Raw genomic sequence first — 23114 nt, forward strand, 5'->3', positions numbered from 1 at the left:
TAATAAATTAAAAATACAACATCTTTTTATTCTTAATATTTACGCATCGATTTCCTCTAAGATCTTTACAACAAAAAAGACTTCAAGTCCTAAAAATAAGAGTACTGGCACCAAAAGACTATACCGTTCGGGAGATGTTAAAATTTCTATGTTAAAAATTGAAGTCTTAAAAGCGACGTAAAACAGACCGCCTTTAATAAAAAGAGTTGGTAAATAAATGAAGCCTATTTGGGTATGTAACATTTTTATATTAGCGAACAACTTAAGATGTACACAGATTAATAAGGACACAATAGCCAAAAACATATTTACGTCCCAAGTATTAAAACGAACCTCAGCATTAAACATTTGAAATAATCCTTGTTGCGCAAAATGAAGAACAAAAAACATAGCGGTAAAAGACGCAATGTAAATGAAAAGCGATTTAGTCATCTTCTTTAGATAGATTTATAACTTGCGAAATTACCAAATAAATAGAAACAAAAACGGATAAAAGTGTCAGACTGGTTTCCCAATAGGTTTTACCGTAGTTGGCATCTAGCCATGTCCCTAAATAATGCCCTAAATAAATAACACCTCCCATTTGGAAGCCCACACCTACAAACCTAAGAAACTTGCTAGGGGTTTTACTTGGCTTTGGCACCTGAAGATTTTAGAGCTTTTACAGAGTTGTCCTCTACAGATTTTACATCGCCCTTCATAGAACAAGTGGCATTAAAGGTCGCTCCGGGCTCTACAGCAAGTTTAGCAATATGTACTTCGCCTTCAATATTAGCACTTGATTTTAAGGATAAGGTCCCTGTAAGGACAAGTTTTCCAGAAAACTTCCCTTCGAAATCGGCATTTTCTCCTTGTAAGGTTCCTTGAATTAAACCTGATTTTCCAACCACTACTTTTCCAGATGTTTTTACATTACCCTCTACAATACCATCAATTCTAAACGGACCTTGACTAGTAATATCTCCAACAATTTTTGTGCCGTGAGCGATGATATTCTGTTGTGTACTTGATTCCATAATAGCTTGTAGTTTTGGTTTTTTTCTTTCTGAAGAAAACATAGTGATTAGATTTATATTACTGTATTTTTAAATACGCATTTAAGTTTTTATGACGCTGAACGATGGCGTAATTTGGAGAAGAAATAGCAATATAAGGTCTTGTAATCTTTGGTTTAACCACGCGTCCTCTTTGATCTTTTTCTTCAGACTGAAGTAACTCTGCAAAGCCACTAGCCCCTTGATAACTTTTTAACCCATGGACCACCACAAAGGTTGTATCTGCATCATATACATCTTTTGACACCGTAAGGTTAAAGTAGGTAATTTTAGCGACCTCTTCTTCTAAGCGCTTTATAAAGGCTTCAACATCCTCTCCGACATTATTTTCAAACTGATAAATAACGTTAAACTTATCTGCGGCATCATCTGCAACAAACTTCTTTTTCGCCAAGACTGGTAAGGCTTTTGCAATAATTTCTTTAGCCTTTTGTCCTTCTTCAGTATTAGAATAATTTAATGCTATGGCGTTAATCGCTTTTTTATAGGCTTCAAAACCGTATAATCGGCCTTCAGCAGAAGCTTTTAAAATTTCAAACTTAGGCACTATAGCCTCGCCTTCAAAGCGTTTAATCTGAGCTTCCGTGCCTTCAATAACCTCAACATAGGCTTCTTCTTCAAATTGTTTGTAAAGATTGGCGTAAATAACCTCTGGACTGTTTTCATCTTTAGACAGTTCAGAATTCGGGTTTAAAAGTATTTCTGCATAGCGCGATTCTGGGTAACCTTCAATGATAGCCGTTTTCATGGCTGCCGCTTTTTGGTGACGCCCAAGAGCTAAATAAACTTGATACAAATTGTATTTTGAAGGTAAAATAAGTCGGTCTTCAGGCTCTTTTGCTAAAAGACTTTCAAGCTTATCTTCTGCCAATTCTAACTCTTTAAATTTTTCCTTGTAAATAACTCCTAATTGATAATAGGCATAGTTACGCGCCTTAATAATACTATCGATGTCTTTCTGTTCCTTAGGAAGGCTATTGAGGTAAGTCTCTGGCATAAAACGAACATCTTCAACTGTTTTCTCCTCTTCTTCATTAGAGGCTACAGATTCATTTTTATAATCAGAACGCTGTGTGTTACGTCTCCAATTGTCTTGAAGTTTGCGTTCGCCCCAAAGTTTTAAAAATTCATTTTTTCCGTAGGCTACTGTTGTAGAATTATAAAAGTAAAACGAACTATTCTGTTGTGGGCTATTAAGACTCATAGGTTGCCTTGCCCCCACAAGCTTGGCTTGGGTTGCTAACCTATTATTAGAAGCAGCCTTTGGTGCCGCTGCATTTTCTCTACGCTCTAAGGCTTCTTCTTGTTTTTTTAATTCTTCTAACGCTTTTAAACGCTGCGCTTCCGCATGTGCTGTGTAGAGCGCTAATTGCTCATCTTTAGGAAGACTTAAAATATGTAAAATACTATCGTTGGTCTGTGCAATTCCTTCATAATAAATAACATCATCAAGATTTTCGCGCTTTCTTTTAATTACTCTATAAGGCTTAGAATTAAATTCCATAGCCGTCATGGTACTGTCATAATACGCGCCAGCCGTTTTGTAGCTATTGTTATCAAAATACATATTTCCGAGCGTCTCATAATCGAGTGCTTTTAAGTATTTGTCTGAACGAATTTTTCTGAGCGACTTATTATAATAGACTTCTGAAATACTATCGGATCCTTTCTCGCGGTAATACTCAGCAATACGGTAGAAGATTTTATCTAAATACGGACGGTTTTCTCTATTCTCCTCTAAGTCTACAAGGTATTCTTCGAATTCAACGCGGTCGATATTTGAAAAATCATAATTATTAGATTTCTCAATATGAGCATTAATATAGAAAGACCTCGGAATTTGACGGTGCATCTTTATAATGGCATCGAACTCTAAATTAGCGCTATCCTTTTTACCAAACTCGTTATACAACTGCGCTTTAATGTAATGGTAGCGTGCTTTTTCTCTTTTAATTTTGGTATGTGCTGCCGCTATGCCAAGTTGGGTAATGGCACTATCTTTAGCTTTTATATTAATATAAGCTTGGGCTAAAGCCGCTGTAGCATCTGCTAAATCTTGATCTTCGAGTTCTTCTTCCTCTAAAAGGCGTTTTAGTTTATCTATTGCACCACGGTTATTATCGAGGCGCATACTCGTTTTTTCGCGCCAAATTTTAACCTGATTAATTTTATCTGAGGTTGGGTATTTATTTAGAATATTATTGAAGGCAGCCATGGCTGGTACAAAGCGCTGATCGAAATAACGGGCCTGACCAAGGAGTAAATACGCCTCATCTATCTGAGGATTTTTCTCTTTCCCGTCTATATTCATCCCATGCTTCTGAACGGCTTTAATGGCCTTTTCTTCCGCACGTTCAAAATCGGCATTTTTGGTTTGCCCCGGTAAAAAGATATCTTCTTTAACCTCCATACGCTCAACGGGCAAAAGGTTCCAGAAATCTTCGGTAAACTCGTTATTGACACTCTCAATTCCGCGCTGTAAGGCAATATTTCCGTTATAGAGAATATTGTATTCCGTACTAAGAGCATGGAAATTTCGGTTAATAAATTTATCCTTTTTACGCGAACAACTTTGCATTAACACAAGGACACCAAATAAGGACAATATGACTTTGTAAACGGTTTTCAACGGGAATTCTATTTGATTAATAGATAACTAAAATGTACGGTATTTAGTGTGTTAGTTCGTAAAAATAAGCATCTTTTTGAATTTCTAATATTATTTAGTGCCTTTTCGAGCAAATGCGGCGTGTTGTAGGTAAAAAAGGCGCACTATGATCTCCTCATAGCACGCCTTTTTCGTTGTCTAACTATAAAATTTTAAAGCTTAAACTTCTGTAAGCACTGTGGCATTGGCGAAGTGTGCTTCTAGCTCCTTCAAGGTTTCTGGATTGGTCTCTAAATCTTTTACAATTTGTCCTTTCTCTAAAACCACAATACGTTCGCAGACCTCAGTAACGTGGGTTAAGTCGTGACTAGAGACTAAAACAGTAACCCCTTGTTTTTGCGCAAGATCTTTTATAATTTGCTTTAGTCGTATTTGCGTTGTTGGATCTAAGTTGGCAAAAGGCTCATCTAAAATAATCACTTCAGGGTTCCCGATAAGCGCTGCAACGATTCCTACTTTTTTCTGATTTCCTTTACTGAGATCTCTTAAGTATTTTTTCTGATTGAGAATTTCGCCATGAAAAAAGTCTGAAAACTGTGCTAATAATGCATCCACATCAGATTTATTTTGGCCTCTTAATTCACCAATAAAATAAAAGTATTCCTCTGGTGTTAAATAACCGATTAAAAAGGTCTCGTCAATAAAGGCTGCCGTAAAAGGCTTCCAATCTTCACTTTCATTGACTTGGATATTATTGCTTTTTATGGAACCCGTTGAAGGCTGAATTAAATCGAGTAACAAACTAAAATAGGTTGTTTTACCCGCACCGTTATTTCCTACTAAACCAAAACTTTGACCTTTTGGAATCTCTAAGGCATCAATATTTAAAACAGTGTTCTCTTTATAGGTTTTTGAAAGCTTATACGTGGATATCATAGTTTCTAATTTTTTTGTTGGTAAGCGGCTAGTGTTTTATATTTTTCTGCTTTGTAAATTCGCTCTACAATGCCAAATACTTTATTCTTAAATAACAGTCCAATAAGACCTGATACCGCCACTAAGATAAAGCCTAAGACCTCACCACTAGCAAAATGACCAATGGCATAAATGGCTACGGGTAATATTATTTTAGGGATGGTTAAAAGGAGTGTTTTTACATTAAATGCTTTTTTGTCTCCGAAGGCTTTTTTATTGGATGATAAATCTATAGGCGTTTTAATATAAGCACCACCCCACAGAACAATATGAGAATTCACACCAATATTATAAATAGCCCCAACCACAACAGCAGCATAAGCCTGCCAGCCCAAATAGAGATAAAATGATGCTATTATGGTGGTAATAATCGTAGCAATAACCATTAAATACCATTTAGATTCTAAATACTGTTTGTACCTGATGTTTTGGCTCATCATTAGTGGATAATACGCACTGTCCCAACTAGGCACAAACTGTCCGAAACTAAATAGAAAACCACCAGACACAAAAATACCTGCAAATACGCGCCAAAATGGACCATCATAAGCTTTTACAGCACCACTAAAAAACAATAAGCCATAAAAGATAAACAGCACACTCATTAAAACCGTGGTTTTAGAACGCTTGTTTCTTTTTATAAGTTTTATATCATTCTTTAGAAACGTAGACACACTACCAAAGCGGTCTAAATAGGCCATATTATCGGTTTCTCCTACAGCTACTTTTTGAGCTAAACCAGCATCTAAGTAAAAGTTTTTTCGGAAGTAGTTAAAGGCCATTTTATAAAGCAGTACCATTAATCCTACAGCCAGAATTGCAAGGTAAGGTCTATCATAAAAAGCCTGAAAAATTGGGCCTGTAAACGCGGTGATATCAAAGATATTGTAGTACGTCAGTGCAGCAAAGCCTACAATCACAGCGACTAAGGCATAAAACACCACATCTTTATTATTTACAAAAATATTAATGAAGTTATTGCAATACACCAATGCCAACATAGCCACGACCCATCCTGAAACGTTAAGGGCATCATGCCCATTTAAGAGCATTACAATTGAAAAAGGTATAAAAAAGAAAGCGTGGACAATATTAAAAAACGAAATGATGGTTTTATTAATTCCGAAGCCTACAATTTTGTCTTTCTTCAGCGGTAAATACAAAAAGGACTTAATGTTTAAAATTGGCATTTTCTGAAGAAAATAACGCAGTGATAAGTCGGCTAGAAAATAAAATATGAGGATTTGATTTACAAATACTAAAGGCTCCTTTTTAAGGTACTCATCAATGATGTAATAAGCCCCTACCCCAATAAGCAACATATAGAGTAAGATTGCTAAAGCACCGAACGCCATTAAAATTTTTAATATAAGATTGACTTTAAAAGAGGCTGAGCGCGTAAATGCTTTCCACTCTAAGCTTATAAAATGTTTTATCATAAGGCAATGAAGGGTTGGTTTATGCAATAAGTATGAAAAAACAACAAAATGTTACAGACTAAATTCTGGATAAGTCTCATTAAGTAGTTTTTCAGCTTTACTTGGTATAACTTCTAAACTGATATAGTTAATTAGCGTTAGAGCCGTAAAACCTAAAGAAAAGAGGAATAAAAAATACGCATTGTCGCCAAAGTGTTCTGGGATTTTATAAACGTTGTACAACTGTGACATAAAGACAAACATTGTACTTCCTGCTTGTCTAAAAATCATTTCTTCTAACATCCATTTTTTATTAGACACTTCTTTTCGTCGTCTAAACTGTCTATTGAGTTGTATACTTTTAAAGGCACACCAGATTGAAATAATTCCGAAGAAAATTAAAGCTATAGTCGCAATATCTCCTAGAGAAAACGAGACGTAGAACACTAAATACAACGCAATGGTGGCTAAAACCTGAGGCAGCTGTAACCATGTTTTAAGCTCTGCCCACAAATAACCTCTGTAGCGTTTATTCATGGCTTTACCTTTTTGCTCAATGGCATCCATAAAACCAAAAATGCCGAATTTTTTAAAGGCTCTGTTTTTAGCGTCTTCAAAAGAAAGCTCTGGCCTTACCTGCCATTGGGCTTCTATATCATTGGCCAAGTGATCAACGAGTTCCGTTTGTAAGTCGTAATGCTCCACATAATGTTGTCTTGTAAACACGTAGAGGTCTTGTATTTGGGATTCGGTTAGTTTCATATATCTCTTACAAGTTGTATATATTTATCTATAATTTTTCTTCTATTGTTTTCAATTACAGTTACCGCTGAAAGACTTAATAAAAGTGAAACACTAAAGTATAAGACTAATATTATCGGAGTTTCGAATAAATAATCTTTTAAAACACCAAACACATATAAAAACACAGAAGGTAGTGAAGTTATCGTAAACAATGATTGCATAGATTGTACTTTTTTTAATGCTTTAGAATACCGAATTTGATAATAGATTGGATAAAGCAGCAAAATTGCCAGTGTCGATAACCAAATGAAACTAAAAGTCTTTAAACTAAAAAGATTAAATATCACATATCCAATAATTACTAATGCGGTAAGTATTGCTATAAATTTTAATTGATAAAAAAACTTTGCGAACTGAACCCAAAGCAACTTTTGATAACTCCAATGAATCGTCTTCTTCTGTTTCTTATTGAACTCTAATATGAAGTTAACTTTACTTAACAAAAAATCTTCAATAAGCACATAAGCAGAGCGTTCTTCAAACTCTGTTGCTAAATGATCTATCAACTCAACTCTAATATCGAGATGTTTTATCTTTTTATTTATAAGAAAATCATCTATAAATTTTATATCTTCTTTGGTTAGTTTCATGGATTAAGCTAAAGTTTTATACTGACGCTCATAATTCTTAAATAATTTTATACTAATAATTACCAATATCAACACCAAAGTTAGCGCTAAACTCGCACCACCAATAGTCCAAAACAAATCACTAGTTTCACTTAACTCTTTTGTATTGTTTAAAAAAATATTAGGTAATTGGTATAACGCTAAAAAAGGAAAGGCTAAACGCTCAACCACGGAGAATCTTTTATTGTCTTTTACACTTTGATAAACCACATAAGTGAATATAAAGCCCGTAAAACCAACCAACGGAACAATTGACAAGCACAACCTAGAAGTTTCTAAACTAAAATTTTGGTGCAACATATAAAACCCCACACAAGATATCACGTACAATAAAGGAGTTATTGGATTTTTAAGCTCCTTTAAAAAAGTCTTCCAAATTTTCTTATCGGCAGATTTTAAAAATTGTTTGTTATCCTTTAAAAGTTGTGCTTTATTTTCAACCATATAAGTTTTAAATACCTCATAAAAACTTCTTGTATCACCAGCTTCCATTCGGTTTTCTATATCCGAAGCCACATGGTCTACCATTTCCATTCTAATATCTGCATAAACCACATCAGAGTTTTCTAAATATGTATCTATGAATTGTATGTCGGCTTTGCTAAGTTTCATATGTGAAAGTTGGTAGACCTTTATGCCAATTTAGGGTTTACTAAAGCTTGCATTGTTTTAATATACTCGGCAAGTTCTTCTAATTTATTCACAGTTTCTTTTGTCCCGGTTTCGGTGAGTTTGTAATATTTACGCAGCCGATTATCCACCTTGGCCACTTCAACATCCAATAAACCTTCAGCTTCTAACTTATGCAAAGCTGGGTATAAGGCGCCTTCTGTTATCTTTAACTCGCCTTTAGTTAATTCCTTTACTTTTTGGGTAATTTCATAGCCATACATCTTATCGTGCTCATTTAAAAGCTTTAAGATAATGGTCGTTAAACTCCCTTTATATAATTTTGAATTGCTCATGGTCTTACAAATATATACATAATTTTCTTATGTATAAGAAACTTAGGCATGTCTTTTACCCATACAAGCTGTTTTATAACTTGCGGGTCTATGTCTAGAATGTTTATCTTTGCTCAAAATAATTTTTGATGTCACAATTTCATTCACTCACTATACAGTCCATTGATAAGGTTACAGACCAATCCGTTGCCATAACATTTGATGTTCCTGAAAATTTAAAGGAGACGTTTAGCTTTACAGCCGGACAATATATTACTCTTAAAACCACAATAAACGGAGAAGACATTCGTAGAGATTACTCTATTTGCGCTTCACCAAAAAGTGGAAATTTAACCGTAGCTGTAAAAGCTGTAGACGGCGGAACATTTTCGGTATATGCTAATAACAGCCTAAAAGCAGGTGATGTTTTAGACGTTGCTGCACCTAATGGTCGTTTTACTTTTGAAGCGAATCCGGCTAAAACCAGAACCATTGCGGCTTTTGCTGCAGGAAGTGGTATTACCCCTATTCTAAGCATCGCTAAAACTCTTTTAGAAGAGGAACCTTTTAGTAATTTCATCTTGGTTTACGGAAATAAGTCGTCTAAAAATACCATGTTTTTTAAAGACCTAGTGGAATTACAAGCCCAGTATGGTAATCGTTTTCATGTTCATTTTATCTATAGCCAAGCACGTGAAGAAGGCGCTTTATTAGGTCGAATTGAAAAAAGTACGGTTAACCTTATTGTAAAGAATAAATACAAAGGGGTAACTATTGAAAAGTTTTACCTCTGCGGACCTGAACAGATGATTCACACCGTAAAAGAGGTCTTAGTAGAAAACGGCGTTAAGGAAAAGGCCATTGCTTTTGAATTGTTTACGGCACCCGTTGAAGCTGAAACTACAGCAGCCACAGATTTACCTTCAGGAGATACTAAAATTACCGTTTTAGTTGATGAAGAAGAATTTGAATTTAGCATGCCGAAAGACCAGTCGATCTTAGAAGCAGCCTTAAAACAAGATATTGACGCGCCTTATTCTTGCCAAGGCGGAATTTGCAGCAGTTGTATTGCACGTGTAACGGAAGGTGAAGCTAAAATGCGACAAAATAATATCTTAACGGATGGCGAAGTTGAAGAAGGCCTAATATTAACGTGCCAAGCCCACCCAACCTCAGCGCAGATTGTTGTAGATTATGATGATGTTTAAATAAGTGATTAGCATTTAGATTTCGCAACTTTTATAAGACTTAAGACCTGTTAGAATTTAATTTCTGACAGGTTTTTTTTATTGTAGAAGTTCTCGATACAAAATTCTGAAAAACGAATTTCACTCGAACTGACGTACAGTAGTTAAACCCAATACCGTCACTTCGAGTGATTTTTGAGGCACGATAAAATCGTATCAAGAAGTATTTTAAACTGAATTAAAAAAGAGTAACGTTGAGTCTTAAAGTTAACCACATGAATGGTTCTCGATACAAAATTCTAAAAAATGAATTTCACTCGAACTGACGTACAGTAGTTAAACCCAATACCGTCACTTCGAGTGGTTTTTGAGGCACGAGAAAATCGTATCGAGAAGTATTTTAAACTGAATTAGAAAAGAATAACGTTGACTATTAAGGTGAACCAACTGAAAGGTTCTCGATACAAAATTCTGAAAAACGAATTTCACTCGAACTGACATACAGTAGTTAAACCCAATACCGTCACTTCGAGTGGTTTTTCAGGCACGAGAAAATCGTATCGAGAAGTATTTTAAACTGAATTAAAAAAGAGTAACGTTGACTCTTAAAGTTAACCACATGAATGGTTCTCGATACAAAATTCTGAAAAAAGAATTTCACTCGAACTGACGTACAGTAGTTAAACCCAATACCGTCACTTCGAGTGGTTTTTGAGGCACGAGAAAATCGTATCGAGAAGTATTTTAAACTGAATTAGAAAAGAATAACGTTGACTATTAAGGTGAACCAACTGAAAGGTTCTCGATACAAAATTCTGAAAAACGAATTTCACTCGAACTGACATACAGTAGTTAAACCCAATACCGTCACTTCGAGTGGTTTTTCAGGCACGAGAAAATCGTATCGAGAAGTATTTTAAACTGAATTAAAAAAGAGTAACGTTGACTCTTAAAGTTAACCACATGAATGGTTCTCGATACAAAATTCTGAAAAACGAATTTCACTCGAACTGACGTACAGTAGTTAAACCCAATACCGTCACTTCGAGTGATTTTTGAGGCACGATAAAATCGTATCAAGAAGTATTTTAAACTGAATTAAAAAAGAGTAACGTTGACTCTTAAAGTTAACCACATGAATGGTTCTCGATACAAAATTCTAAAAAATGAATTTCACTCGAACTGACGTGCGCTAATTAAACCCAATACCGTCACTTCGAGTGGTTTTTGAGGCACGAGAAAATTGTATCGAGAAGTTTACAACCTAAACCACTTCTTTAATTTTGGAAACAACAGTCGCCTCGAGCACACTACCCGCAGCGTTCTCGTACCCTTCAGGATATTTATTTCCGTAAATTGAAGTTGGAATTAAAGGAAACCGTGTTCTGTCAGCTAGTAAGGCCATATCTTCAGCCTGATTAAAAGGTGCAAAGCCTGCAAAAGGATGCGTTACGCCCCAAATAGTAATAACTTTTACCCCTAACATCGCTGCCATATGAGCGTTACCAGAATCCATAGCTAGCATAACGTCTAAATGCGAAATAAGGCTTAGTTCTTCCTCTAAATTTAGTTGTCCTGCCACAGATTTCACATGCCTATTATCCTGCTCTATTTGATTTAAAATTTTAACCTCTTTGGCGCCACCTCCAAATAAAACGACGTTATAATACTCAGAAACCTCAGCTATAACGGATTTCATTTTCTCAAGAGGATACATTTTACTACTATGAGCCGCAAAAGGTGCAATTCCAACAGTTTTACGATTTTTATTAGAAATATATTGCCCTAAATAAGGTGCCAATGCTTCCGGTTTAGAAAAGGTTGGTGCTGTTAAATCAACGGGATAACCTAAAGTCATAAACACCTCGGCATAACGTTGGTGTGTTGTTTTTAAGGGCTTAAAATCGGCTCCTGAAACCAAGGCTTTTTTCTCTGCCCTCCCTTTATCTAACTGCACGACTTTTTTTCCGAAGAAAAAGATTTTTAAGATCTTACTCCTAAGTACATTATGCAAATCAGCCACGGCATCAAAATGTAAAGCTTTCAGTTCCTTGGCCAATTTATAAAGCCCAATCACCCCCTTATGTTTTCCTTTAAAGTCGGCAGCATAGACGGTAACGTTATTTAAATCCTTAAAAAAAGGTTTAAAAAAGGCTCTTGTTACCACTGTAATTTTCAAATCAGGGTATTGTGAAGTCAGTGCTCTTAGTACGGGGATAGTCATTGCCACGTCTCCCATAGCCGAGAATCTAAGCACTAGTATATGATTAGGGTTTGCCATAAAATTACTTATTACAAAAGGCATTAAAAAAACCGTTATCGTAGAAACACCACGACAACGGTTATAAATTTATATCGAATTCGATATTTAAGATTTAAGAATTGCTCTTATAGGTTTGTCAACCCTAAAAACACTTATTTCTGTCCTCTTAACACCGGATTAAGTTCATCGTCGTTGTACATTTTCATTTGCTTATAAACTTTCATGTACTTATCGCCATTAGCAATATCAGTAAGTAAATCGTCTATAGCAGTGCTTAAATCTACACGTTGCTCTAATAAAACGTCAAGTTTTTTCTGACAAGCTGCTTTATGAGCCTCAGAAGCATCTTCTCTTACCGTTTCAATATGCATATGGTAAATTTTCAACGCTAAAATAGACAGTCTGTCTATGGCCCACGCCGGACTTTCAGAATTAATCTTAGCATCAGGTTTAACGCTAACATCTTTATATTTATCTAAAAAATAGCTATCAATAAACTCCACCGTATCCGTTCTATCTTGGTTAGAGGCATCAATCATTCGTTTCAGCTTTAAAGCCGCCACAGGATCGATGTTAGGATCTCTAATAATATCCTCGTAAGCCCACTGAACAGTGTCTATCCAAGACTTTCTATATAATAAATGTGCTATTAAATCTTCGTTTTTATCGTACTTATTAGTAAAAGGCTGATCTACGGTATTTAATACTTTATAGGTTTTTATAACGTCCTGAAAAATGGCGTTTGCTTTTTGTGAAAACATAATGAAATTAATTTATTGTTTACAAATATAGTTGGAATTATTAACTTTAACGACTGAACTAATTCTCAAAACATGCATATTCATAACCTTTCTGAAACCCCTTCGATTTTAAATACTTTTATGTCAGAATTACGTGACGAAACCATACAAAAAGACAGTATGCGATTTCGTAGAAATATTGAACGTATTGGTGAAATTATGGGGTATGAATTGAGTAAATCACTTCAATATGATGCTGAAACAATACAGACACCATTAGGGAAATCTGAAACGGTGTTACATCGTAAAGACATTGTACTTTGCTCTATCTTAAGGGCTGGTGTTCCGCTTCATGATGGTTTACTAAATTACTTTGATGCCGCAGAGAATGCTTTTATTTCAGCTTACAGACAGCATAAACATGACCCTGAGAGTTTTGAAATTATTGTTGAATATTTAGCCTGCCCTAGTTTGGAAGGCAAAACCTTAATCCTAGCCGACCCAATGTTGGCAACCGGGCAATCTATGGTGGCTACCTTTGAAGCTCTTAAACCTTTTGGAACACCTAAAGCTATCCATCTCGTCAGTGTTATTGGCGCACAACCAGGTGTCGATTTTGTCTCTAAAGCCTTTGACCAAGAGGTACACCTTTGGATTGCTGCAATTGATGAGAAACTAAACGATAAGGGCTATATTATTCCGGGCTTAGGAGATGCTGGAGATTTAGCGTTTGGGAATAAATTACAGCATTAAACCAATTATGGGAACCACAATTAAAAGGCCTACAAAAACTTCTTTAAACCAACGTTCCGAAATCATTTCCATATAGTTGGCCATTACAATAGCAAAAGGGGCCAACAAAAAGAGAAACTCACTTCCGTTTTTAATCGGGGCGATAAGCGCTATTAATACCGCGATTACAGAAGCCCAAGCGATTAAAAAATAAGACGGTTTTAGTTTTTTATTTTTATCAGGAATCATTCTGAAATAATAAAAAAGCGCCCATACCAACAAACTAAATAAAATGGTGAGTTTTAGAATGCTCTCCCTACTGTTGTAAGCGGTAAAGTCTAAGCTTGCATAACGCTCAAAATCGGACGGATTAAAGTAAACATCGTAGAAAACAATATTATAAGCCATCAGTAAAATTAGTGCTGTAGCCATCCCCGTAAAAGGAATGATAACATTTTTAATATCGTTCTGCGCGTAATAAATTAAAGCCACAAGAATCAAAGCAAAAAACAAGATGGCCCAAAAGTAAAATAAGGCCGCGATGCCAATCCAAAAGGCCGCATCAAACAATTTTTTCTTAATATGTAATTTAGAATGCAGGCTTATAAGGCGTCTTAGCGCAAAGATTACAAACAAATTAGAGAGCAGTAAATCGGTATGTTTTAAAGCCTCTGGCAGTAGTCCAACAAGCAGACCAAACGTCATAATAGCATAACTATTACGTTGTGTAAGATTGTTTTTGGAAACAATAAAATCGAGCAAAAAAACTAAAAACAAGGTTAAGAACCACTTAAACAGCACCGCAAGACCACTTTGCATATTAGATAGCATTGCGCTGTAATTAGTAAGTACAAAAAGTATACTTACGTAAACGGCAACTATAATAAAGTTTATAGGTTTAGATTTACTAAAAACACTTGTAATCATAGCGTAATTCTTATAGGTATACTAGGGGTTGGTGTTGCGCGCATAGACTTAAACCTTACTTATTCTGAATAAAACGATGCCATAAAAAATGTATAGAGCCAATAATAACAGTCTGATTTCTTTTTGTATTTTTGCTCTTCAAATCTCAAATATATAACCAACTTAGAATTGGTGTAAATTTATAAAGTTATGAAAGATTTCTTTTACGCAATACAAGATTTATTTGTTAATGTGCTACTTGCACCGCTTGATGGCTTAAGAGCACTTGAGTTAGAAAACTGGTTTTCTGCAAACATTTTAAACTGGCTTTTTATGGCTATTGGTGTTGTTGCTTTTGTTTATTGGATGTTACAATTGAAGAAATTCAATGATAATAACGAAGAAAATAAAAGTATTTCTTCGCACTCATACCTTTAATAGTTTCCTTATTACAGTAAAAGAACTTTGATTTCCGTACTTAATTAAAGCAGTAATAGAAGATCTATTAGTGTTTTAGTATACGGCAACCAAAGTTCTTTATATAATAACAATTGGGTTGATTTTTATAAATCGAACCCAATATCTTTACGATAATACATCTTATCAAAATGTAGATTTTCTATACTTTGGTAAGATTTTTTTATGGCCTCATTGTAGGTATCCCCATAAGATGTAATAGCCATTACACGACCACCAGAAGTCACTGTTTTTCCTTCTTTAGAGATAGCCCCCGCATGGAAAGCAATAGAATCTGTAAGCGTCTCTACTCCGGTAATTTCTTTACCTTTTTCGTAGGCTTCCGGATATCCACCAGAAACTAGCATTACAGTTGTAGCTGCGCGCTCATCAATAGTAATTGTAACGTCTTTTAGCGTTTGGTTAGCCATAGCCTCAAAAACCTCAACGATATCCGTTTTTAAACGCGGTAATACAACTTCGGTTTCAGGATCCCCCATTCTAACGTTATATTCAATAACCTTAGGGTCGTCTCCTACCTTAATTAAACCGATAAATATAAATCCGACATACGGTAAGTTATCTTTCTTTAAACCTTCTACTGTAGGTTTTACGATTTGATTTTCAATTTTATCTAAAAAGGCCTCCGTTGCAAAAGGTACTGGCGATATAGCTCCCATTCCTCCTGTATTAAGTCCGGTATCTCCTTCTCCAATACGTTTATAATCTTTAGCCGTTGGTAATACTTTGTAATCTTTACCATCGGTTAAAACAAAACAACTTAATTCAATACCATCTAAAAACTCTTCAATAACAACTTTAGTACTTGCCTCGCCGAACTTAGCATCAACAAGCATACTTTTTAATTCAGCTTTAGCGTCGTCTAAATCATTAAGGATAAGTACCCCTTTACCTGCTGCTAAACCATCTGCTTTTAAAACGTAAGGTGGTTTTAGGGTTTCTAAAAATTTATATCCCGCTTCTACGTTCGCTTTTGTAAAGCTTTCATAAGCCGCAGTAGGAATATTATGACGCATCATAAATTCTTTAGCAAACTCTTTACTTCCTTCTAATTCTGCAGCCGCTTGTTGTGGTCCAATAACCGCCACGCCTTTAAGGGCTTCATCTTGTAGAAAAAAATCGTGAATACCTTGTACTAAAGGATCTTCAGGACCTACCACAACGATATTGATTTTGTGTTCTAAAACAGCCACTTTAATGGCTTCAAAATCAGTAACACCAATATTAAGATTGGTGGCAATAGCCTCTGTTCCCGAGTTTCCTGGCGCTACAAAAAGCCCTTTACAACGGTTACTTTGCGCAATTTTCCATGCAAATGTGTGTTCTCTTCCTCCAGAACCTAATACTAAAATATTCATCCTAAAAATTGTTTCAGCAAAAATAATTGGTTTTAAGTTTAAAAAGCAATTATTTTACGGAAACCTTAAAGCCAAAAACAACATTGCGATTATTCGATTTATCATTACAACTCAATGGCTTTAATATCCAAAAGGCGAAGTCTGTATTATCTACAATTCAGGCCAAAAGTGATAAGGACTTTCAATTGTATGTTGAAGACCAGAAAAAGGCCATTATTTTATACCATTTAGCGCATAATCCATTTTATAAAACTTTAGGAAAAGCCATTGATGTTGAAGATTGGGATACGGTACCTATTTTAACAAAACGCCATCTACAGCATCCACTAGAACAACGATTAAGTACGGACTACACCCCTGACACTGTATACAAAAACAAAACCTCAGGAAGTTCTGGAGATCCCTTTATTTTTGCAAAAGATAAATGGTGCCACGCTCTTACTTGGGCCGAAATAATGAATCGTTTTGGTTGGTATGGCATTGATTTTAATCACTCTAAACAGGCGCGTTTTTATGGCATTCCTTTAGATAAAAAAGGCTATTATAAGGAACGTCTAAAGGATTATTTTAGTAACCGCTATCGATTTTCCGTTTTCGATTTAAGCGATACGGCTTTTGAAAAGGCTTTGAGCAAATTTCAAGTGACACATTTTAATTTTATAAACGGTTATACTAGCGCTATTGTTCAGTTTGCGAAATTTTTAAAGCGCAAAAACATCATTTTGAAAAGGGTTTGCCCTAGTTTACAAGCTTGTATTGTAACGTCTGAAATGTTATTTGATGCCGATAAGGAATTATTAGAAACCCAATTTGGACTGCCGGTAATTAATGAGTACGGAGCTTCCGAATTAGATTTGATTGCTTTTCAGAACCCACAAAACGAATGGCAGGTTAATAGCGAAACGTTATTGGTAGAAATTTTAGATGTTAACAATAAGGTTTTACCTTACGGAGAAGAAGGCCGAGTGGTCATTACCTCTTTATACAATAAAGCCCATCCTTTTATTAGATACGATTTAGGTGATATAGGTATTTTATCTGAAGAAAGTACCTTAAGAAAGCCTATCCTAAAGAAACTCACCGGAAGAACCAACAGTATTGTGGTACTGCCTAGTGGTAAAAAAGCCGCAGGATTGACTTTTTATTACATTACCAAAAGTGTTATTGAAGATGATGGTAATGTGTCTGAATTCATTGTAGAACAAACTCTCATAGATCATTTTATAATTAGATATGTAAGTGTGGAAGCCCTAAAACCGGATAAAAAGGATAAAATCACTTCTGAAATAAAACGTTATTTAGAAAGTGGTATTAAAGTTAGTTTTGAGCGTGTCCCTCAGCTGAAACGCACGAAAGCAGGGAAATTAAAACAGTTTATTTCTAAGCTGTAGCTTTGATTAAACGCTTTTTAACCAATAAATGCTCGTATAAAAATAATATTAAGTAAAGCGTAGATTTCAGAAAAGGAAAGCCCAATCCTTTACGATACACATTGAAGTTATGCTTTACCAAGTTTAGCTTATTTGAAGATAGGGATCCCTCGGAAATACGATAATACGCTAAGGTTTCTTGATGTCCAAGAGCTGGTTTATCACTTCGGCGTAAGGCCTCTAACCAAAGCAACCAATCTTGACGTTTTTTTAAATCTTTCGTATAGATTTTGCCTAGTTTTTCGGTATTATACATTCCCGTTAAATTTCCAATATAATTAGCTTTCAATAACTTACCATAAGACAAATGCTTTAAAGCGAACACTTTTTTATGTAAGGATTGACTTTTAGCGTCAATCCACGCGTAGCTTCCGAAGCTAACATCGGTTTTATTGTGCCATAAATCTTCAACTTGCACTTGTAATTTATGGGGTTTCCATAAGTCATCAGCATCTAAAAAAGCGATATAAGCACCTTGGGCGTTTTTGGTACCGAGATTTCTTGCTGACGCGGCTCCTGCGTTATGTTTGTGTGTAAATAACCGAATCCTCTTATCGGTAAGGAACGGCTTTAAAACAGCGTTAATCCTGTCTGAAGAGGCATCATCCACTAAGATTAACTCCCAATTTGTATAAGACTGTGCTAAGACACTTTCAATGGTTTCTGCAATAACATGAGCGTTATTGTATACAGGCGTTATGATGGAAACTAATGGTTGCATAAATGGTTTTAATACGCCTTTTCGTCACCTTTAATCATATTGATTAAAGTCTGGAAAATAATTTTTAAGTCTAAGAGCGGTGACCAATTTTCGATATAAAATATATCGTATTTAATTCTATTAATAATATCCTTATCGCGTTTAATTTCACCTCTATAACCTTTAATTTGCGCTAATCCCGTGACTCCTGGTTTGACATTATGTCTAAAAATAAAATTGTATTTATTAATCTTTTTAGAATAGTCTTCAGTGTAGGAAAGCATATGAGGCCTTGGTCCTACCACCGACATATCGCCCTTTAGCACATTAATAAATTGAGGCAACTCATCAATACTAGTTCTTCTTATAAATTTACCAATAACTGTAAGTCGTTTATCATTTTCTTTTACATAAGTGCCTTTTTGCTCTTTCGTTTCAGTTAAAGATCGGTACTTGTAGCAAGTAAAGGGGTGGTAATTGATCCCTGTTCTTTTGTGTTTAAAGAATAAAGGTCCTTTAGATTCTAATTTTATTAATAGGAATAAAATGACCGAAACCCAAGACAGTACAAAAACAATCATCAGTAAGGAAAACACAATATCAAAAGTACGTTTTAAAAACTTATTGATGTCGTTATTCAAAGCTACATCTTGTATAGACAAGACCGGTATATAATTGTAATAATCGGTTTTAAAGCGCTTTGTAAAGAGCTTTTTGGTATCTGGAATAAACTTAATATTACAATGGTTCAGGTTAGCGTACCTGACATACTCGTTAATTTCGGGTTCCGTTAAATCTGAAATGGAACAATAAATCTCATCAATATTGTCTGTATTCGATTTTAAGTACTTAAAGCTGTCTTTTATAGTACCGGTAGTCTTATTGCTCTTAGTGTCGCTAAAAATGGCTTTAATATGGTATCCTAGATCTTTTTTCTTAAAGACTTTTTTTAATTCATTAACGCTATTACCACTTCCTATTAAGATGATGTTTCTTTGATTTCCGCTTAAGTATACCCTAAAGTATTTGAGCACGTAATACGTAAGCAGTTTCATAAAACTGATGGCCAAAAAGACTAATAACAGATATTTTAACGTAATAGAGGCTTCTATATTGATACTTCTAAATAATCCTTCGAAGGCAAATACCAATATAGCGTATACGAGAAATTGTTTTATGATAAGCGATAAAATATTGAGTACGGAAGTGTACCTATAGACTTTATAAAATTTTAAAAACTGTGTGGATAGCAACCAGAATACAATAGAGTAGAAAAGGTAAAGGAAATTTTTATTGTTTAAGAATTCTATTGAAAAAAAATAAAGCCCTTGACGGTTAAAATTAAGCAGGTATAACGCAAAAACATTGATAACAAGAAGATCGTAAATCATTAAAAGAGGCCGCAGTAGCCATGAATATCTTCCTCTTATAAATTCCATATCTAATTGCCCTTACTCTAGGGTTATTTTGTTTTTTTAACTGATCTCTATTGGAAAGGAATTGATTTGATTTAGCGCTAAGCCTAATAAGCTTTATCTTCTCCTTTTACGGCATTGACAAAGGTCTGAATGATGATTTTGATATCTAAAAGTAAGGACCAGTTTTCGATATAAAAAATATCATATCTCACACGGCCTATAATATCTTTATCCGTTTCTACCTCACCTCTAAATCCACTTGTTTGTGCTAAACCTGTAATCCCTGGCTTTACAAAATGTCTCACCATAAATTTGTCAATTTTCTTAGCGTATAACGTCGTATGACTCACCATATGTGGTCTAGGTCCTACTACAGACATATCGCCAAAAAGCACATTAAAAAACTGAGGCAATTCATCTATACTTGTTTTTCTGATAAATTTCCCCACCTTAGTAACCCTTTGGTCTCCCCTAGTGGCTTGGTTAGCATGTGCATCTTTATTAGGCATCATTGACCTAAATTTATAACAATCAAATTCCTTATAATTAAATCCGTTTCTAGTTTGTTTAAAAAATACTGTTCCCCGAGATTCTAATTTAATTAATATCGCAATAATGGGGGTTAACCATGAGAGTATCAATATAATCACTAAAGAAGAAAACAGAATATCAAATCCTCGTTTTATAAAGGTGTTTACTGAATCTTCTAAGGGAATATTTCTTAACGTAAGAACCGGGATGTAATCATAATATTCGTAACGCAGTTTTTTGGAATAAATTTCCTTACTGTCTGGAATAAATTTTAAAATCTTAAGATTATTATCAGCGAAATTTACAATATCTGCAATTTGGCCATTGGTAAGTTCTGAAATAGAACAATAAATTTCATCGATATCTTCAGCTAATACATATTGAAAACACTCTTTTAAAGTGTTTGTTTTATGTTTCAGGTTGAAGGTCTTTTTGTGCAAATAACCGTATTCTGGATTTTTATTAAAAAAGTTATTTAAAGCTAGAGTTTTCTTATTCAGCCCTATGATTACTGTTTTTCTATAATTACCACCAAAAGAGGTTCTATACTTTTGCAATAGATAATAAATGGTGAACTTAAAAATTGAGATCAGTATAAAGCACAGTATGGTATAAATGACAATCGGCTTTGGATATATAAGCAGCTCGTGGTACAAGCCCGAAAAGGCAAAAACAACGAGTAAAAATAGAATGTATTGCCTTACTATAAGGGATAAAATATTTACGGGACGTGTATATCTATACACCTCATAAAAACGAGAGTAAACGGATAATAAAAACCAACTTATGGAGATGATAATAAAAAATACCGTTGGGTCATTACTTTTAAATAAGTATAAAGCCGCTACACCATTAATGATAATTAAATCAATAATGTATGAAATAGGTCTTAAATATCCGGAATATCGGCCTTGTTTGAATAAACTCAATTCTTAAATTTTATTATCTAACGTTTTAAATGTAAGCCAACCTATCTAAACTTATAAGTCAACACCTTAAAATATTTATTGAACAATTAATTTGAAGCTTCTATTAGGTTAACTTTTCTTTCAGGACTAAATATATAAATTTTGAATTACCAACTAAATAACGCTTCCACATCCGCTTAGGTTCTTGAGCAAACCTATAAAACCATTCTAAACCGTAATTCTGCATCCAAATGGGAGCACGTTTTACTTTACCAGAAACAACATCGAAGCTCCCTCCTACACCCATAATAAAGTTGACGTTTTTAAGTAAAACCTTGTTATCATATAAAAAGTTTTCTTTAGTTGGAGAACTAATTGCTACGAAAAGCATATTCGCACCACTTTGGGCTATTTCCCTTGCTATATCTTGCTCTTCTTCTTTTTTAAAGTATCCATTTCTATATCCTGCAATAATATCAGGAGAGTACGTTGACGAATATTTATTAACTACAGATTTTACGATTTCTTCTTTAGCACCGAAGAAAAAGATTTTATATTTTTTTTTGTGCGCTAATTCCACCAAATTAACCATAAGATCAATACCTGCTACCCGCTCTTTTAAAGGCTTCCCAAGGGTTTTAGAGGCCCACACAACGGCTTGCCCATCGGCATTAATTAAATCACTCTCATTAACGCTTTGTCGGAGTTGTAAATCTGTTTGCATCGCAACGATCTTCCCAGCATTTACAACGACATGATGAATTTGTTGATTAGCATCAATGGATCTCTCTACCAAATCCAAAGTTTCTACCATGGAGAGGTTATCTACCTCTGTATTTAAAAATTTATGTCTATTCATCATTTAAATTATAAAAGCTTAGCGCATAAAACATCCATCCTTGTGCCCAGCGAATGTATGGGATTTTAGAAGAAACCAATTTTCGCTTTTGATAAATAAAATATCCTTTTCGGGTTTGCATATTATCTATCGTCCATTGTAAAACGCGATGAACAAGTTCTTTATTTTGGTCAATTTTATGATTTCTAAAAAGTGTAACAACAAGTTGCGCTGGCGCATGAACATCAATAGGATAAGTTTGGTTGTTGTAATATTTTGACATGCCATCCTCAGTAAAGAAAGTATTCAAATAATAATTCATCCCTTTATCTATATTAGAACTAAAGGTGAAATCACCCGAGACGTCTTGATAAATTTTTAGGCACTCCAAATTATAACCTGTGTGAAAGTTATCAATCCATTGATGAAAAGATAAAGTTCCATAAGCCCATGATCCATCTTCATTTTGTTTCTTACAGACATAAGAGGCTACCGATTTTGCACAAACTAATAAGTTATCATCCTTGGTGTATTTATAGACTAAACTTAAAAGTTTGGCCCCCAATAAACCTGCATTATAAACTTGAGTCTTATCTATTGGTGAGTAAGAAAATGTAAAATCTCCTTCATCATTATAAGACCTATTTAAATCGTTCAATACAAATTTAGAGGCACTAATAGCGACATCTAAATAACTATCGTTTTTAGTAATCTCATACGCTTCGATTAATGCATCTGCTATAAACGTTGTTGCAACAACTGTTGGTGTATATTTAGGTTGAAAAAAAGCTCTTGCTTGCCAGTCAAAATTATAGCCCCAACATGCCCCTGAATATCCTTTTGTTTGAAGCTTAATAATTTTTTCAGCTAAAAAAATAATCTTTTCTAAATAAGTCGTATTGGGATCTTTCTTGTATAAATTACAATAGCCCATAAGGAAAAGTCCTAATCCTTTTGGATTATAGTCTTTTGTAATTCCAAATATTGGTCTTAAATTTATTGGGTTTCGTTTAAACAATTGAATCCATGCCAATCTAAAAAAACGAGATTTGCCAAGTGGTGTTTTCTGAATCACCCAACTATTTAATCCATCATAAGGATCCCAACCTTTAAATGTTTCTTTCTCACAATATTTTCTAAGATTTTCAAAACTAGTTTTTGTATCCAAAATTTTAATAAATCAATTTGGCACA

General features: G+C 34.6%; 23 protein-coding genes. 4 read left to right on the forward strand and 19 right to left on the reverse strand.

Annotated elements, in window-relative coordinates:
- Nucleotides 1-39: 39 nt before the first annotated feature.
- The 10 genes from DFQ08_RS01645 to DFQ08_RS01690 form a co-directional block, all read right to left on the reverse strand.
- Entirely contained in the window at nt 40-432 is a 393-nt protein-coding gene (locus DFQ08_RS01645; protein ID WP_114308055.1) for a DUF6168 family protein, read from the reverse strand.
- Nucleotides 425-643: an AtpZ/AtpI family protein gene (locus tag DFQ08_RS01650; RefSeq protein ID WP_245935346.1), complete on the reverse strand. Its 219-nt coding sequence runs from the start codon at nt 641-643 to the stop codon at nt 425-427. The genes DFQ08_RS01645 and DFQ08_RS01650 overlap by 8 nt, the downstream gene beginning before the upstream one ends.
- Nucleotides 627-1058, reverse strand: a complete 432-nt coding sequence (locus DFQ08_RS01655) for a bactofilin family protein (RefSeq protein ID WP_114308057.1) — start codon at nt 1056-1058, stop codon at nt 627-629. Before DFQ08_RS01655 ends, DFQ08_RS01650 begins: the two co-directional genes overlap by 17 nt.
- Nucleotides 1059-1074: 16 nt before the next feature.
- A complete protein-coding gene (gene porW, locus DFQ08_RS01660; RefSeq protein ID WP_245935347.1) occupies nt 1075-3684 on the reverse strand; it encodes a type IX secretion system periplasmic lipoprotein PorW/SprE in 2610 nt (869 codons plus the stop codon).
- A gap of 198 nt (nt 3685-3882) precedes the next feature.
- Complete coding sequence (locus DFQ08_RS01665; protein WP_114308059.1) at nt 3883-4599, reverse strand: ABC transporter ATP-binding protein; 717 nt, start codon at nt 4597-4599, stop codon at nt 3883-3885.
- 5 nt (nt 4600-4604) lie between these two features.
- Complete coding sequence (locus DFQ08_RS01670; RefSeq protein ID WP_114308060.1) at nt 4605-6077, reverse strand: DUF5687 family protein; 1473 nt, start codon at nt 6075-6077, stop codon at nt 4605-4607.
- 51 nt (nt 6078-6128) lie between these two features.
- Nucleotides 6129-6818, reverse strand: a complete 690-nt coding sequence (locus DFQ08_RS01675) for a hypothetical protein (RefSeq protein ID WP_114308061.1) — start codon at nt 6816-6818, stop codon at nt 6129-6131.
- Nucleotides 6815-7450, reverse strand: a complete 636-nt coding sequence (locus tag DFQ08_RS01680) for a hypothetical protein (protein ID WP_114308062.1) — start codon at nt 7448-7450, stop codon at nt 6815-6817. Before DFQ08_RS01680 ends, DFQ08_RS01675 begins: the two co-directional genes overlap by 4 nt.
- A 3-nt stretch (nt 7451-7453) precedes the next feature.
- A complete protein-coding gene (locus DFQ08_RS01685) occupies nt 7454-8101 on the reverse strand; it encodes a hypothetical protein (protein WP_114308063.1) in 648 nt (215 codons plus the stop codon).
- Between the two features lie 20 nt (nt 8102-8121).
- A complete protein-coding gene (locus DFQ08_RS01690) occupies nt 8122-8454 on the reverse strand; it encodes a PadR family transcriptional regulator (protein WP_092445958.1) in 333 nt (110 codons plus the stop codon).
- A gap of 128 nt (nt 8455-8582) precedes the next feature.
- Here DFQ08_RS01690 and DFQ08_RS01695 point away from each other — a divergent pair, with 128 nt between their 5' ends.
- Complete coding sequence (locus tag DFQ08_RS01695; protein WP_114308064.1) at nt 8583-9641, forward strand: ferredoxin--NADP reductase; 1059 nt, start codon at nt 8583-8585, stop codon at nt 9639-9641.
- A gap of 1243 nt (nt 9642-10884) precedes the next feature.
- Here the strand turns inward: DFQ08_RS01695 and DFQ08_RS01700 are convergent.
- Nucleotides 10885-11901: a glycosyltransferase family 9 protein gene (locus tag DFQ08_RS01700; RefSeq protein WP_245935348.1), complete on the reverse strand. Its 1017-nt coding sequence runs from the start codon at nt 11899-11901 to the stop codon at nt 10885-10887.
- Between the two features lie 134 nt (nt 11902-12035).
- Complete coding sequence (locus DFQ08_RS01705) at nt 12036-12644, reverse strand: DUF4254 domain-containing protein (RefSeq protein WP_114308065.1); 609 nt, start codon at nt 12642-12644, stop codon at nt 12036-12038.
- A 72-nt stretch (nt 12645-12716) separates the two neighbouring features.
- Between DFQ08_RS01705 and upp the strand changes: the two genes are divergently transcribed.
- Nucleotides 12717-13376 carry a uracil phosphoribosyltransferase gene (upp, locus tag DFQ08_RS01710; protein WP_114308066.1) on the forward strand — a complete coding sequence of 220 codons (660 nt, stop codon included), beginning with the start codon at nt 12717-12719 and terminating at the stop codon, nt 13374-13376.
- On the opposite strand, the gene DFQ08_RS01715 is transcribed toward upp, so the two are convergent.
- A complete protein-coding gene (locus tag DFQ08_RS01715; RefSeq protein ID WP_147269428.1) occupies nt 13365-14282 on the reverse strand; it encodes a DUF6427 family protein in 918 nt (305 codons plus the stop codon). The two genes, upp and DFQ08_RS01715, sit on opposite strands and share 12 nt — an antisense overlap.
- Nucleotides 14283-14471: 189 nt before the next feature.
- Here DFQ08_RS01715 and DFQ08_RS01720 point away from each other — a divergent pair, with 189 nt between their 5' ends.
- The gene (locus DFQ08_RS01720; RefSeq protein WP_114308068.1) at nt 14472-14699 is read left to right on the forward strand and encodes a DUF6341 family protein; all 228 of its coding nucleotides are present in this window, start codon (nt 14472-14474) and stop codon (nt 14697-14699) included.
- A gap of 125 nt (nt 14700-14824) precedes the next feature.
- Here the strand turns inward: DFQ08_RS01720 and purD are convergent, their stop codons facing one another.
- Complete coding sequence (gene purD, locus DFQ08_RS01725) at nt 14825-16096, reverse strand: phosphoribosylamine--glycine ligase (RefSeq protein ID WP_114308069.1); 1272 nt, start codon at nt 16094-16096, stop codon at nt 14825-14827.
- 83 nt (nt 16097-16179) lie between these two features.
- Here purD and DFQ08_RS01730 point away from each other — a divergent pair, with 83 nt between their 5' ends.
- Entirely contained in the window at nt 16180-17487 is a 1308-nt protein-coding gene (locus DFQ08_RS01730) for a phenylacetate--CoA ligase family protein (protein WP_114308648.1), read from the forward strand.
- On the opposite strand, the gene DFQ08_RS01735 is transcribed toward DFQ08_RS01730, so the two are convergent.
- The 5 genes from DFQ08_RS01735 to DFQ08_RS01755 all read right to left on the reverse strand — a co-directional run bounded on the left by DFQ08_RS01735 (nt 17477) and on the right by DFQ08_RS01755 (nt 23089).
- Complete coding sequence (locus DFQ08_RS01735) at nt 17477-18247, reverse strand: glycosyltransferase family 2 protein (RefSeq protein ID WP_114308070.1); 771 nt, start codon at nt 18245-18247, stop codon at nt 17477-17479. The two genes, DFQ08_RS01730 and DFQ08_RS01735, sit on opposite strands and share 11 nt — an antisense overlap.
- 8 nt (nt 18248-18255) lie before the next feature.
- The gene (locus DFQ08_RS01740) at nt 18256-19665 is read right to left on the reverse strand and encodes an exopolysaccharide biosynthesis polyprenyl glycosylphosphotransferase (protein ID WP_114308071.1); all 1410 of its coding nucleotides are present in this window, start codon (nt 19663-19665) and stop codon (nt 18256-18258) included.
- An 83-nt stretch (nt 19666-19748) separates the two neighbouring features.
- A complete protein-coding gene (locus tag DFQ08_RS01745; protein WP_114308072.1) occupies nt 19749-21104 on the reverse strand; it encodes an exopolysaccharide biosynthesis polyprenyl glycosylphosphotransferase in 1356 nt (451 codons plus the stop codon).
- Nucleotides 21105-21207: 103 nt separating this feature from the next.
- Nucleotides 21208-21942 carry a WecB/TagA/CpsF family glycosyltransferase gene (locus DFQ08_RS01750; protein WP_114308073.1) on the reverse strand — a complete coding sequence of 245 codons (735 nt, stop codon included), beginning with the start codon at nt 21940-21942 and terminating at the stop codon, nt 21208-21210.
- Nucleotides 21935-23089, reverse strand: a complete 1155-nt coding sequence (locus tag DFQ08_RS01755) for a delta-aminolevulinic acid dehydratase (protein WP_114308074.1) — start codon at nt 23087-23089, stop codon at nt 21935-21937. Before DFQ08_RS01755 ends, DFQ08_RS01750 begins: the two co-directional genes overlap by 8 nt.
- Nucleotides 23090-23114: the final 25 nt, after the last annotated feature.

Origin of the sequence: Winogradskyella arenosi (assembly GCF_003337305.1) — a bacterium.
Classification (GTDB): Bacteria; Bacteroidota; Bacteroidia; order Flavobacteriales; family Flavobacteriaceae; genus Winogradskyella; species Winogradskyella arenosi.